The sequence below is a fragment of the Pseudodesulfovibrio karagichevae genome (assembly GCF_041414475.1).
Taxonomy (GTDB): Bacteria; Desulfobacterota; Desulfovibrionia; order Desulfovibrionales; family Desulfovibrionaceae; genus Pseudodesulfovibrio; species Pseudodesulfovibrio karagichevae.
This window is the reverse complement of record NZ_JBGLYH010000011.1, coordinates 1-12,642: the sequence shown is the minus strand read 5'-3', so window position 1 is coordinate 12,642 and position 12,642 is coordinate 1. Positions and strand designations below refer to the sequence as shown.

General features: G+C 69.8%; 13 protein-coding genes. 10 read left to right on the top strand and 3 right to left on the bottom strand.

Annotated features, from left to right (window positions below):
• Nucleotides 1-2 precede the first annotated feature (2 nt).
• The 3 genes from AB6M95_RS05780 to AB6M95_RS05770 all read right to left on the bottom strand — a co-directional run bounded on the left by AB6M95_RS05780 (nt 3) and on the right by AB6M95_RS05770 (nt 3,242).
• Nucleotides 3-1,328 carry an amidohydrolase gene (locus AB6M95_RS05780; protein ID WP_371385789.1) on the bottom strand — a complete coding sequence of 442 codons (1,326 nt, stop codon included), beginning with the start codon at nt 1,326-1,328 and terminating at the stop codon, nt 3-5.
• Between the two features lie 187 nt (nt 1,329-1,515).
• On the bottom strand, nt 1,516-1,812 hold the full coding sequence (locus AB6M95_RS05775; protein WP_371385788.1) for a hypothetical protein: 297 nt from the start codon (nt 1,810-1,812) through the stop codon (nt 1,516-1,518).
• Between the two features lie 194 nt (nt 1,813-2,006).
• A complete protein-coding gene (locus tag AB6M95_RS05770; RefSeq protein ID WP_371385787.1) occupies nt 2,007-3,242 on the bottom strand; it encodes an NAD(P)-dependent oxidoreductase in 1,236 nt (411 codons plus the stop codon).
• Nucleotides 3,243-3,835: 593 nt separating this feature from the next.
• On the opposite strand from AB6M95_RS05770, the gene AB6M95_RS05765 reads away from it, so the two are divergent.
• From AB6M95_RS05765 to AB6M95_RS05720, 10 genes are all read left to right on the top strand, one after another.
• The gene (locus AB6M95_RS05765) at nt 3,836-5,806 is read left to right on the top strand and encodes a TonB-dependent receptor (protein ID WP_371385786.1); all 1,971 of its coding nucleotides are present in this window, start codon (nt 3,836-3,838) and stop codon (nt 5,804-5,806) included.
• A 25-nt stretch (nt 5,807-5,831) separates the two neighbouring features.
• Nucleotides 5,832-7,190 carry an ABC transporter ATP-binding protein gene (locus AB6M95_RS05760; RefSeq protein ID WP_371385785.1) on the top strand — a complete coding sequence of 453 codons (1,359 nt, stop codon included), beginning with the start codon at nt 5,832-5,834 and terminating at the stop codon, nt 7,188-7,190.
• Nucleotides 7,174-7,875: an energy-coupling factor transporter transmembrane component T family protein gene (locus AB6M95_RS05755; protein ID WP_371385784.1), complete on the top strand. Its 702-nt coding sequence runs from the start codon at nt 7,174-7,176 to the stop codon at nt 7,873-7,875. Before AB6M95_RS05760 ends, AB6M95_RS05755 begins: the two co-directional genes overlap by 17 nt.
• Complete coding sequence (locus tag AB6M95_RS05750) at nt 7,872-8,411, top strand: hypothetical protein (protein WP_371385783.1); 540 nt, start codon at nt 7,872-7,874, stop codon at nt 8,409-8,411. The genes AB6M95_RS05755 and AB6M95_RS05750 overlap by 4 nt, the downstream gene beginning before the upstream one ends.
• A 13-nt stretch (nt 8,412-8,424) precedes the next feature.
• On the top strand, nt 8,425-9,159 hold the full coding sequence (locus tag AB6M95_RS05745; protein ID WP_371385782.1) for a hypothetical protein: 735 nt from the start codon (nt 8,425-8,427) through the stop codon (nt 9,157-9,159).
• 41 nt (nt 9,160-9,200) lie between these two features.
• The gene (locus AB6M95_RS05740; protein WP_371385781.1) at nt 9,201-10,025 is read left to right on the top strand and encodes a DUF3450 family protein; all 825 of its coding nucleotides are present in this window, start codon (nt 9,201-9,203) and stop codon (nt 10,023-10,025) included.
• Complete coding sequence (locus AB6M95_RS05735) at nt 10,022-11,449, top strand: MotA/TolQ/ExbB proton channel family protein (RefSeq protein WP_371385780.1); 1,428 nt, start codon at nt 10,022-10,024, stop codon at nt 11,447-11,449. Before AB6M95_RS05740 ends, AB6M95_RS05735 begins: the two co-directional genes overlap by 4 nt.
• Nucleotides 11,446-11,982, top strand: coding sequence for a MotA/TolQ/ExbB proton channel family protein (locus AB6M95_RS05730; protein WP_371385779.1), 537 nt, complete (start codon nt 11,446-11,448; stop codon nt 11,980-11,982). The genes AB6M95_RS05735 and AB6M95_RS05730 overlap by 4 nt, the downstream gene beginning before the upstream one ends.
• Nucleotides 11,979-12,428 (top strand): ExbD/TolR family protein, encoded by a 450-nt coding sequence (locus AB6M95_RS05725; RefSeq protein ID WP_371385778.1) that lies wholly within the window; start codon nt 11,979-11,981, stop codon nt 12,426-12,428. The genes AB6M95_RS05730 and AB6M95_RS05725 overlap by 4 nt, the downstream gene beginning before the upstream one ends.
• A partial coding sequence (locus AB6M95_RS05720) for a hypothetical protein (RefSeq protein WP_371385777.1) occupies nt 12,425-12,642 on the top strand: 218 nt, incomplete at its 3' end. The genes AB6M95_RS05725 and AB6M95_RS05720, both read left to right, overlap by 4 nt.

Below are 12,642 nucleotides of genomic sequence, written 5' to 3'. Positions count from 1 at the left end.
GGTCAGGAGCCGGATTCCACGGGTTGTTCCATGAGGTCCAGGACGCAGGCGGCGAACAGGGCCGCGCCCGGCGCCAGGCAGCGCTCGTCGAAGTCGAAGCGGGCGTTGTGGTGCCCGGCGGCCAGGTCGCTGCCGAGCATGAGGTAGGTCCCGAGCCCGCCCCGCCCCTGGACCTCGGCCAGCATCAGGGCGAAGTCCTCGCTGCCGCGCAGCTCCATGCGGTCGATGATTTCGGCGGGATCGAAAAAGTTCATGGCCTCGGCCGCCCGTCGGACCCGCGCCGCCAGCCCGGGATCGCTCTCCCCGCTCACGCTCCGCCCCACCTCGGTCAGCACGGCGTCCACGCCGTACATCTTCGCGGCCCCGGCGACCACCTCCCTGGCGCGCTCGAACATGCAGTCGTTGATCGCGGAGGTCTCGCCGCGCGTCTCGGCCTTGATGAGCGCGTTCGGGGGCACGACGTTGCGCCCCTGCCCGGCGTTGAGCACGCCGACCGTGACCCGCGATGCGCCCTGCCCGTGGCGGGGTATGGCGTGGAGGTTCAGGGCCGCGTTGGCTGCGGCCAGCAGGGCGTTGCGCCCCTGTTCCAGGGCCGCCCCGGCATGGGCCGCCACCCCGGTGAAGGCGACGTCGAACTTGGTGGTGGACAGGAACCCGCCCGTGCCGCAGACCACTTGCCCGGTCCGGGGCGCGCGGAACCCGATGTGCCCGCCCAGGAGGTAGTCCACCCCGTCGAGCGCCCCGGCGTCGACCATGGGCCCGGCCCCGCGCACGCCCTCCTCGCCGGGCTGGAAGATCAGCCGGACCGTGCCGTGAAGCTGGTCCTTGCACTCGGCCAGGAGCTCGGCCACGCCCAGGCCCATGGCCACGTGGCCGTCGTGCCCGCAGGCGTGCATGACCCCGGCGTTGACCGAGGCGAACCCCTCGCGGAAGGGGCGGTGCTCCTCGTCACACGCCTCGTCCAGATCGTTGGCGTCCATGTCGAAGCGTAGGGCCACCACCGGACCCTCGCCGCAGCGCAGCTCCCCGACCACCCCGGTCAGGCCGCCGCGCATGCTGGCGATCAGGTCCGGGTCGCCGCCCTGGGCCACGGCGCGCTCCATGTGGGCCGTGAGTTCATCTTCCGAAGGCACGCCGAGCATGGACTCGCGGCGGACCGCCTCCTGGCCGAGACGGACCTCGTATCCGGCGGCCGAAAGCGCGGCCGCGACCATGGAGGCGGTCCGGAACTCGGTCCAGGCGGCCTCGGGACAGCGGTGCAGGTCGCGCCGCCGCCCAATGAGCCCGTCTTCCAATGCCGCCGCCAGCCGTTCGATATTCTCTGTCATGTCGCCCCTCCGATTGTGCGTCCCCCTGTTCTGGCCCATCGGGCGGCCAAATGCAAAGGGGAACCCGCGCTTGCCGCCTCCGCACGAGATGGCCGCCGTCCATGCGAAAAGGCCCGGAAGGAACGCCTTCCGGGCCTTTGCCGTCCGGCCCTCGGGCCGTGGTGATTCGTTCGCGCCGGGTCGCCGCCTAGTCGTGGCTGTGACCGTGGCCGCTGCCGCCGTCGTGGGCGTGGTCCACATCGTGGCTGTGGGCGCCGTGGCCGTGCCTGTGCTCGCCCTCGGCCCCGTGCTCATGCTCGTGGCTGTGCCCATGGCTGTGCGCGTGGCAGTGTTCGTGGGTATGGGTGGTGCCGTCCTCGTGGGTATGCTCGTGCACGTGGGCGTGTTCGTGCTCATGTTCGTGCTCGTGCTTCCCCTTGTCGCCGTGGGCGTGCTTGTGGGCCACCTTGTCCTTGCCGAGATTGCAACCGCAGTCCTTGCACATGGCGTCGCTCCTTTGGGGTTGAGTTATATCCCTCTATACAAACTATGTATTCAATCCCCGCAGCGGGCAAGCCCCGCAAGAATATTCTTTTCATGCCCCGGCCGGTGAACCGAACACCGCGAGGTGACACGCTTTCGCACGAAATCCGCGTCCGTTCCCGCCACGGCGCACGGGACGCCGCGCGGTGCCGGGAATCAGTCTTCCAGGCCCGCCACATAGTCCATGATGGCCCGAGCCGAACGCTTGGACCGGCTCACGGCCTCGGCCACGGTCTTGGCCCCGGTGACCACGTCGCCCGAGGCGAACACGCCCTCGCGGGTGGTCCGGCCGTCCTCGTCGGTGATGATCAGGCCGGTCTTGCCCACTTCCAGGCCGACCAGGTTGGAGCGCGGGGCCTGGCTGACCGCGATGAAGATGGAGTCGGCCTCGAACAGGAATTCCGAGCCCTCCACGGGCTCCACGCGCGCCCGGCCGTCGTCGCCCTCCACCAGCCGGGTCTCCACGCAGACCACGCCCCGGTCGTTGATCTCCTCGGGGGAGGTGTAGAAGCGGAAACGGACCCCGTCGACCTTGGCATACTCGTACTCGTACTTGGTGGCGGACATGTCGCCCTCGCCCCGGCGATAGAGCACGGTGACCTCGCGGGCGCCCTTGCGCAGGGCGGTCCGGGCCACGTCCATGGCCACGTTGCCCGCGCCGATGACCGCGACCTTCTGGCCCAGGCTGTAGACCGAGGGGTTCTTGAGGTAGTGGATGGCGTAGTGCACGTGGCCCAGGGTCTCGCCCTTGAGCCGAAGCGGCCTCGGGTTCCACACGCCGGTGCCGATGAAGATCGCCCGGTACTCGTCCCGGAACAAATCGTCGATGCCGATGACCGGCCCGATGAGGGTGTTGGGACGGATCTTCACGCCCAGGCCCAGGAGCTTCTCCTTGAGCTTCTCCAGGATGTCCTTGGGCAGGCGGAAGTCCGGGATGCCGTATTGGAGCACCCCGCCGATCTTCTCCTTGGACTCGAACAGGGTCACGTCGAACCCCTGGCGCGCCAGGATGAAGGCCACGGTGATCCCGGCCGGGCCGGAGCCGACGATGGCGATGCGCCTGGCGTTGTTGGCGTTCTCCGGCCGCTCCGGCTGGAACTGCTCCAGGTAGTAGCGGGAGACGTACTGCTCGATGCTGCTGACCTGGACCGGCGCGCTCTTTCTGCCCAGGACGCAGTGCCCCTCGCAGAAGTGCTCGTGGGGACAGATCAGCGAACAGACCGAAGTCAGCGGGTTGTTCTCGAACAGCATGGCCCCGGCCTTGCGCATGTCGCCCGCAAGCAGGGCCTCGACCATCAGGTTGGCCGGGGTTGATACCGGGCAGCCCTTGCTGCACAGCGGCTTCTTGCATTGCAGGCAGCGCGACGCCTCTTCAATAATATGCTTGCCCATTCCGTTTCCTTGTTGGTTGTCGATACGGCTCGTCGAACCGGACAGAAGGATGGTCCTACAGCATGTCCGGGCGACGCGCAATTCCCGGACGGCCGCCTCGATACTGGGTCATTGCGACCCGGCGCACGGCCGGGATCGGGTCACATGGGCACACAGGGCGCCGCCCCTTGGCCGAGGGGGGGCCATTTCGGCCCGGACGCCGATTTACATATGACCACACAACCATCTTGATTCATTTGTTAATTAGCATGGAAACAGGGCAAAATGGCCCGCTCCCGCCGCCGGGGTGCGCCGCTGGCCCCGGAATTGCTTTGACCGGGCCGTTCGGCGCGACCCGACGCCACGGCCCGGCCGTGGAAATCCCGGCCCCGACCGGTTCCGGCTCAAGTGCCAAATCATTATGCACAGCAATGGTTATTGACATGCTAGATTGAGCATAATAATAGAACCGTCTGTCTGGGATATCGTATAATTCCCAACTGTTCGAAACGCTGCCGCTGAAATCGACACGGTCGTGTTCCGCACTGCCGAGGGGGGCGGCGCGGAGTTCTCGGATGCACGTCCGGTCTGCCCACGCTCAAGAGGAAACGGTAATGAAATGCTCCCGCCTGCTGCTGTTCATCGGATTGCTCACCGCACTTTTCATCACGCCCGCCCTCGCCCAGGACGAGGGCGGAAAAGCCAAGGACAAGGCCGAGTACACCCTCGGTGAAATCGTCGTCAGCGATTCGTCCTCGACCCTGGAGAACTCGACCACGGTGACGGAGATCACCGCCGAGGACCTGAAGAACGCCGGGGCCCTGACCCTGGCCGACGCCTTCAAGATGGTGCCCGGCGTGACCACCCGCACCGCGGCGGACGGCACCTGCCGCATCGACATCCGCGGCATGCGCACGCGGAACATCAAGCTGCTGCTCAACGGCATCCCGTTCCTGTCCGTGCTCGACGGGCAGTTCGATCCCGACGCCATCCCGGTGGAGAACATCGCCCGCATCAAGATCATGCGCGGCGCCTCCTCGGTGCTCTACGGCAACGACGGCAACGCGGGCGTCATCGACATCATCACCAAGAAGGGCACCAAGGATTTCAAGGGAACCGCCGGCGTCATGGCCGGCATGGGCGATCTCTACAAGGCGCAGTCCACCATCGCGGGCGGCAGCGGCAAGTTGGACTACTACGCGGGCGCCAGCTACCTGACCCGCAACAACTTCCCCGTATCCTCGGATTTCGACAAGAACGCACTCCAGGATTCCGACGAGCGCAAGAACAGCTACCGCAAGCACGCCAACGTCCTGGGCAACGTGACCTATCAGGCGAGCGACGACACCAGCTTCGGCGCGGTCCTGAACATGTTCGAGGGCGAATACGGCAAGCCGCCGTCCACCCTGACCAACGCCGGCGACCCGTTCGCCAAGAACCCCAAGTACGAGAAGGTCCTGGACTACAGCGGCGCGGACCTGCAGCTGGCCATGAACCACGCCTTCAACAAGACCGTGGACACCCGGCTCATGGTCTACGCCAGCCGGGAATACACCGAGACCTCGCGCTACGATTATTCCAACTACGCCACCCAGACCAGGAAGAACTCCTACCACAGCAAGGCCACGTCGACCACGGTGGGCCTGAACAACCAGTGGGGCTACAACACCGACTCCATGGGCCGCCTGGTCCTGGGCCTGATCGGCGAGCGGCAGAACTGGAGCGAGAACGGCTTCACCCGGCCCAACAACACCTCCTCCACGCCCCTGGACTCCAACGAGACCCTGAGCAACTACACCGCCGCGCTCCAGGACGACCTGACCCTGTTCGACGACCTGCAGATCTCCATGGGGCTGAGCCTCAACGGCCAGGCCCGGACCGACAAGCGCTCGGACACCTATTCCTACGTGCTGGCGGCCAACTACAAGCTCTTCGAGGGCACCACCATCAAGGCGTCCCAGGCGCGCAAGATCCGCAACCCCTCGATCCAGAACCTGTTCGACTCCACCTCGGGCAACGCCGACCTGGTCAATGAAGTGGACTGGCTCTACGAGGCGGGCATCTCCCAGGCCCTGCCCCTGGCCTCCACCCTGGACTTCACCGTGTTCCGGAACGACGCGGAGAACTACATCGAGAAAGACAGCAGCGACGTCTACCAGAACAACGACAAGTACCGCTTCCAGGGCTTCGAGACCACCCTGTCCAGCCGGATCATGGAAGGGCTGAGCACCCAGCTCGGCTACACCTACCTGGACAGCCAGAACCTCTCGGACAACGCCGCCACCGACCGGCTGCAGTACCGCCCGCGCCACAAGCTCACCGCCCAGGCCACCTGGGTCGCGCCGACCAGGACCACGGTCTACGCCGGGTGGCGGTTCTTCTCGGACCAGTGGGCCCTCGACGGTGCCGACAGCAAGCGCATGCCCGACTACGGCCTGATCGACATCAAGATCAGCCAGGCCTTCACGGACACGCTGTCCGCCTACGTCGGCGCGGACAACCTGCTGGACGTGGACTACGCCGAATCCTACGGCTTCGCCCGGCCCGGCCGCGTCGTCTACACCGGACTGGACTACTCGTTCTAGACGGACACGGAGCATCCCGGAGAGTATGTCGGCCCATCTGCGCCTGCGCGAACTGAACATCCGGTTCAACGACCAGGCACCGCCGGTTCTCTCCGGCGTCCGCCTCACGGTGGGGTCCGGCGAATGCCACTGCATCGTCGGCCCCACCGGGAGCGGGAAATCCAGCCTTCTGCTGGCCGCCGCCGGCCTGCTCCCGCCCGACGCGCTCGGCGGCGACATCGAGCGACCCGCGCGGCCCGGCGCGGTCTTCCAGAATCCCGGCACCCAGATACTCTTCGACCACGTGGGGCCCGAGACCGCCTTCGCCCTGGAAAACGCGGGCGTTCCCCCGGACGCCATGCCCGCCAGGGTGGCCCGCGCCCTGGCCGAGGCGGACCTGCCCGTGCCCACGCACACCCTCACCGCGAGCCTGTCCATGGGCCGCCAGTACCGGCTCGTCCTGGCCGGGGCGCTGGTCGCCGAGCCGGGGCTGCTGCTGCTCGACGAGCCGTGCGCCCAGCTCGACCCGGACGGCTGCCGGGCCGTGGCCGGGGTCATCGACGCCACCCTCAGGCGGGGCGGCGGCGTGCTCCTGTGCGAGCACCGACCCGAGCCCCTGGCCGAACGCATCACCCACTGGTGGCGGATAGAGGACGGCGCGCTGCGGCCTTCCGGTCCGCCTTCGTCCGGTCCGCCCCCCTCCCCCGCCGCCCCGCGCCGCTCGGCGGCCCGGCCGACCGACCCCGGCGTCCCGCCGCTGCTGGACATCCGGGACCTGCGCCTCCGGCGGGGGGCCAACCAGGTCTTTTCCGGCCTCGACCTGGCCATCCGGCCGGGCGAGGCCGTCCACGTGGAGGGCGGCAACGGCAGCGGCAAGTCCTCCCTGACCCGAATCATGGCCGGGTTCCTGCCCCCGGACTCGGGCCGCCTGAGCCTGTTCGGCGAGCCCGTGACCCCGGCTCGGCTGCGCGGCCGGGTGGGGCTCGTGCTGCAAAGCCCGTCCGGCCAGCTCTTCGAGGACACGGTCCTGGACGAACTGGCCTTCGCGGCCCGACGCAAGGGGCTTTCCGACCACGAGGGCCGGTCCCGGCGCGTGGCCGAGGGACTGGGCATCGACGCCCTCCTGGACCGCCCCCCGTTCCTGCTCAGCTACGGCCAGCAGCGGCTGACCGCGCTGGGGGCCTGCCTGACCCAGGAGCCGGACCTGCTCATCCTCGACGACCCCTTCGCCGGGCTGGACCGGGACGCCCGGGAGCGGGTCCACGGGCTGCTGGACCGGGAGCGCGCCGAACGGGGCATGGCCGTGCTGGTCACCGGCCACAACCCGACCTCGTCCCTGCGCTTCGAAAATTTCTACACCCGCGAGCTGCGGATCGGCGGAGGACGTCTTGAATCCGTGGCCTGAACCGCGCGCACGGCGCACCGGCTTCGCGCCCCCGGCCCGGGCCATGCTCATCCTCTGCCCGGCGCTCTCGCTGCTGGCCGTGGTCTGGCACGGCCCGTGGTCCATGCCGGTCCTGGCCGTGATCGAGGGCGGCCTGCTCCTGATCTCGCGGCCCGGCCCGCGCCGGGCGCTGCGCCTGGCCATGGCCTGCTTCTGGCAGATCGCGGTGGTCACGGGGCTGTACTGCCTGCGCTTCGGGCCGCAGGAATGGCAAAGCGGCCTCGACGTGTCCCTGCGCCTGATCCTGGTCTTCATCCCCGGCATGCTGACCATCCGCCTGGTCCCGCCGGCCGCCTTGGAGCGCATCCTCAAGCGCATCCTGCCGGGGAACCTGCCCTTCGTGGCCTCCTGCTGCCTGCGCTTCTTTCCCCTGCTCCTGGAGCGCGTGCGGATCATCCACGAGGCCCAGGTCCTGCGCGGGGCGCGGGTGCTGCCGCGCGAACTGCTCAACCCGCGCAACTGGCCCGACGCCGTGTCCTGCATCGCCCTGCCCGCCGTGTTGCAAAGCATCGAACTGGCCACGGAGATCGCCAACAGCGCCAAGGCCAGGGGGTTCAGCATGCAAGGCAGGCGCACGGTCTGGCCCCTGAACGAAGAACAACGACACGCGGAGGCCAGGGCCGCCGCAAAGGAGTCCGCCCGATGACCGCCCAAGCCTCCTCCGGACTGCGCGACACGCTGCTCGTGGGGTTCTGCGCCCTGTTCCTGCTGGTCACCAAGATGGCCCTGCGCCTGAACCTGGGCATTCCGGGCCACGCCATGTTCTTCACCATCTTTTTCCTAATCCTGCCCAGGGCGGTCACCGGGCGGAAGCTCGCGGCCACGGCCACCGGCCTGGCCGCCGGGCTGGCCTCGGTGCTGCTCGGCATGGGCAAGGGCGGCCCCCTGCTGCTGCTCAAATTCCTGTTCCCGTCCCTGTGCGTGGACCTCGCCTTCCTGCTCTTTCCCGGCATGGGCGGCTCGCTGCTCTTCTGCGCCCTGGTCGGATTCGCGGCGGCCACCACCCGCATCGTCGGCGTGGCGGTCACGGACTGGCTGGTGGGCATGGACCCCGCGATCATCATGGCCCACGCCTTCATCAAGACCCTCGGCGGGGCCCTGTTCGGGGCCCTGGGCGGCCTGGCCGCCGCGCCCATAATCCGTAAACTCAAGGCCAGGGGGCTGCTCCCCCGGGGCCGATAACCAAGAGGCTGGCATGCTTTACTATCTGTGCATCGACGACACCGACAACCTGGAAACCAAGGGAACCGGCTGGCTGGCCGAACGGGCCTGCAATGAGATGACGGAGCTGGGGCTGGGCTCGTTCTCGGCCATCAGCCGCCATCAGCTCTTCGTCCATGAGGACGTGCCCTACACCTCGCACAACAGTTCCATGTGCGTGGAGGTCACGGACTGCGGCGAGCCCGACGCGCTCATCCGCTACATGCAGGACTTCCTGGAGCGCAACGGCGCGCCCGGTTCCGACCCCGGCCTGTGCCTGGTCCCCGAGACCCTGTCCAACGAGGCCAGGGAGCGGCTCATCCGCTTCGGCAACGACGCCAAGTGCACCGTGCTGAACAAGGGGCTGGCCTACGCCCTGGCCGGGGAACTCGGCGTGCACCTGTCCGAGCACGGCGGCACGGGCGACGGCGTGGTCGGGGCCCTGGCGGGCGTGGGGCTGCGTATGGGCGGCGACGACGGCCGCTACCGGGGCTGGATGCACCTGGGCCCCGAGGATACGGCCATGCCCGCGGGCGAGATCGCCAGGCAGTGCGGGGCCCATCACGTGCAGGACGAGGCGGACCACGCCCTGGCCGACGAGACCCCGGTCCTGCTCCGGAAGCGCATCAAGCTCATCCGCCGCCACGGCCTGCCCGTGCTCCTGGCCCGGCCCGACGAGACCGGCGGGACCATGCGCCTGTTGCACAAGAACGAATTGAAGATATACTGATTCCAAGGCCGAAGCCCGGCCCAAACCCGCAAGGACGTTCCATGACCACCTTCCTCCGCCTGTTCGCCGCCCTGTCCCTCCTGCTCCTGCTCGGCGCGGGAGCCCTGGCCGAGAGCCCTCCCGGACCGAAGGACGACTCGGTGCCCGAAGCGCGGGCCGGGGTGGAGGCGGCGGCGCGCAAGGCCGGTGCCGCCGGAGTCCGGGCCGAGAAATGGGCGAGCGAGCGCGAAGGCCTGCTCGACCAGGCCCGCCAGCTGCTCTACGACACCGAGGCGGCCCGTTTCGCCGTAACCCGGCAGGAGGCCTACATCGCCAGGGAACGGGCGGACATCGGGGAACTCAAGGCGCGCACGGACGCGGCCCTGGCCACCCGGCGCGACCTGGACCCGGTGATGGAGACGCTCTACGCCGAACTGGTCCGGACGCGGGACGCGGGCCTGCCCTTTGCGAAGGACGAGCGGCGGACCCGGCTGGCCGCCCTGCGGCGGACCCTGGACGACCCGGACGCCACGGCCGGGGAAAAGCTCGGCCGCCTGCTGGAGGCCCTGCGCATGGAGGCGGGCTACAGCCTCGACATCGAGGCCGAGGACGCGGTCATGGAGGCGGACGGCGCACCCATAGCCGTGACCGTGCTGCGCGCGGGCAGGCTGGCCCTGCTGCGCATGCCCGCGTCGGGCGCGTGGGTGGAGCGGTTCGACCCGGCCTCCGGCGAGTGGGCCCGGCTGCCCCACGCCGACGGCCGCGAGCTGGCCAAGGCCGTACAGATTTCGCGCAGGCAGCGCATCGCGGAGCTGGTCTACCTGCCCGTGGGCCATCCCGTGGCGCAAGCGGCCCCGGCAACCCAACAACAAAGGGAGGCGCAATGATCCGCCTGCCCCGCGCCCTGCCGACCTTTTGCCTGACCCTCTTCATCGCCCTGGCCGTCTGGAACGCTCCGGCCCTGGCCCAACAGCGCGAAGTCCCGGCCCGAGAAGACGCCCCGGCCCGCCTGAACGGGCTGGCCGCGTCCATGACGGCCCGGACCGAGGCCGTGAACCAGCTCCTCGACCTCGAAGAAACCGAACTGCGCGCCCGCGTGGCCGCCATGCGCAAGGCGCGGGACGCCGAGCGGGCGCGGCTGGACAAGGCCGTGGCCGAACTGGCGAAGCTGCGCGGCGAGCGCAAGGCCCTGGCGGACCGGTACGAGGCCGTGGCCGGGGAGATGCGCGCGGTGGAGGACGCGGTCCGCTCCAACGCGGCCCAGGCCCGCACGCTTCTGGAAAAGAGCGCCCGGACGTCGCTTATCCCGGACCGGCTGGCACCGCTCAACCGCATTGCCCGCTCCCGCGACTTTCCCGGCCTTGAGGCCATCGCCACCCTGGGCGGCCTGCTCCTGGACGAAATCGAATCCGGCGCGACCGTGGAGATGCAAGGCGGGACCGTCCTCGGCCCGGACGGCCAGGCGCGCCAAGGCAGCCTGCTGCGCGCGGGCAGCCTCTTTCTCGGCGCGGAGGACCGGGACGGGCGCGCCTACCTGCTCACGCCCGGCTCCATCCCGCCCCAGGCCGTGGCCGCCACGCCCGGCGAGGCGGCCGACGCCATCGAGGCCTGGGCCGACGGCTCGGGCGGGGTCCTGCCCCTGGACCCGTCCCACGGCGCGGCCCTGTCCCTGCTTCAGGCCCGGCGCACCCTGGACGACTGGGTCCAGGGCGGCGGCCTGCTCCTGTGGCCCATCCTGACCATCGGCCTGGCCGCCCTGCTGGTCGTGCTCTACAAGGGCGCGCGCCTGTTCCTGGCCCGCCCCTGCCCCAAGGACTTTCCCCGCCGGCTGCGGGCCGCCCGCGACGCCGACGGCTGGCCGGGCGTGGAGCGGCTGCTCCGCTCCCTGCCCCGCTCCCCGGCCGCGCGGGTGCTCCTGTGGACCTCGCCCGACGCCGACCCGGACCTCCGGGACAAGCAGTTGCAGGAGGGGTTCCTCTACGAGTTGCGCCGCCTGGAGAGCTGGCTCGGGTTCATCGCGGTCATGGCCGCCGTGGCCCCGCTGTTGGGGCTGCTCGGCACGGTCACGGGCATGATCGACTCGTTCCAGGCCGTGACCGTGTTCGGCACGGCCAACCCGAGGATCATGTCCGGCGGCATCAGCGAGGCGCTGATCACCACCCAGGCCGGGCTCGGCGTGGCCATCCCGGCCATGCTCCTGCACCAGTTCCTCAAGCAGCGGGTCCAGGCCCTGTCCGCCGACATGGAGCAGCAGTGCGCGGCCCTCCAGGCCCTGCTCGCGCCCGGCCGCAAAGACGGAGGCGCGGCATGACCGGCCTGCTGCGCACGGTCCTCGACTTCGTGGACGCGGGCGGCGCGACCATGCCGCCCCTGCTCCTGTGCTGCCTGGCCATGTGGTACTGCATCCTGCGCGCCTGGTTCGATCTTCTGCCCGCCTCGGCGGGCGCGCTGCAGGCCGAGATGGACCGGACCTTCGCCTGCCTGTGCGGCCGTTCCGGGGCCGAGGACGCGGACCTGGCCCACGTGCTGGCCGAGGCCGTCCGATCGCGCACCCGCCGCAGGCTGTCCCTGGCCGCCGTACTGGCGGGCGCGGCCCCGCTGCTGGGGCTGCTCGGCACGGTCACGGGCATGATCGACACCTTCGACGGCGTGGCCCGCTTCGGCATGATGAGCCCCAAGGTCATCTCGTCGGGCATCAGCCAGGCCATGATCTCCACCCAGACCGGGCTGGTGGTCGCCGTGCCCGGCCTGATCGCCGTCTATTTCCTGCGGCGGCGGGTCCACCGCCAGCGGCTGGTCCCCGTGCGCCTCGCCTGCCCGGCGGACGGAGGGAACGCGCCGTGAGAATCCTGCGCCGCATCCAGCGCGACGAGTCCGTGGACATCAACGTCGCCCCCATGGTGGACATGATCTTCATCCTGCTCATCTTCTTCCTGGCCACCGCCAGCTTCGTGCGCGAGAGCGGCCTGGACGTGCAGCGCCCGGCTGCGGCCAGCGCAAAGACCTCGGCGGACGAGGCCCTGATCATCGGGGTATCGGCCTCCGGGGCCGTGGCCATCGAGGGCGAACGGCTGGACATCCGGGCCCTGCGTCCGCGCATGGAGCGGTTCGTGGCCGAACGCCCGGCCGGGGCCGTGGTCGTGGTCGCGGACCGGGACTGCCCCACGGGCGTCACCGTGCGCGTGCTCGACGCCTGCCGCCTGGCCGGGGTCCGCTCGGTCAGCCTGGGGGCGCGCTCCGTGGAGGACGGCGCGGGCTACGGCCCGGCAACCGGCGGGACCGCCCCATGACCTGGCTGAAGCCGTCCCTGGCCCTGCTGGGCGCGGCGGCCGTGACCTTCGCCTTCTGCCTGCTCATCCCCCTGCTGGGCACGGTGCGCCACGCGGACGCCCCGGTCCTTCAGGCCGACCCGGTGCCGGTGGCGGCCATGCCGCCCGAGGCCGAGCGCCGCGTGGAGGCGGGTCTCGGGGCTGGTGATGCCGGACTGCATCCAGAAGATTTTCG

Bases quoted from the DNA above. Each gene is read 5' to 3' on its own strand.
- AB6M95_RS05780 (WP_371385789.1), bottom strand. From the start codon at position 1,328: ATGACAGAGAATATCGAACGGCTGGCGGCGGCATTGGAAGACGGGCTC.
- AB6M95_RS05775 (WP_371385788.1), bottom strand. From the start codon at position 1,812: ATGTGCAAGGACTGCGGTTGCAATCTCGGCAAGGACAAGGTGGCCCAC.
- AB6M95_RS05770 (WP_371385787.1), bottom strand. From the start codon at position 3,242: ATGGGCAAGCATATTATTGAAGAGGCGTCGCGCTGCCTGCAATGCAAG.
- AB6M95_RS05765 (WP_371385786.1), top strand. From the start codon at position 3,836: ATGAAATGCTCCCGCCTGCTGCTGTTCATCGGATTGCTCACCGCACTT.
- AB6M95_RS05760 (WP_371385785.1), top strand. From the start codon at position 5,832: ATGTCGGCCCATCTGCGCCTGCGCGAACTGAACATCCGGTTCAACGAC.
- AB6M95_RS05750 (WP_371385783.1), top strand. From the start codon at position 7,872: ATGACCGCCCAAGCCTCCTCCGGACTGCGCGACACGCTGCTCGTGGGG.
- AB6M95_RS05745 (WP_371385782.1), top strand. From the start codon at position 8,425: ATGCTTTACTATCTGTGCATCGACGACACCGACAACCTGGAAACCAAG.
- AB6M95_RS05740 (WP_371385781.1), top strand. From the start codon at position 9,201: ATGACCACCTTCCTCCGCCTGTTCGCCGCCCTGTCCCTCCTGCTCCTG.
- AB6M95_RS05735 (WP_371385780.1), top strand. From the start codon at position 10,022: ATGATCCGCCTGCCCCGCGCCCTGCCGACCTTTTGCCTGACCCTCTTC.
- AB6M95_RS05730 (WP_371385779.1), top strand. From the start codon at position 11,446: ATGACCGGCCTGCTGCGCACGGTCCTCGACTTCGTGGACGCGGGCGGC.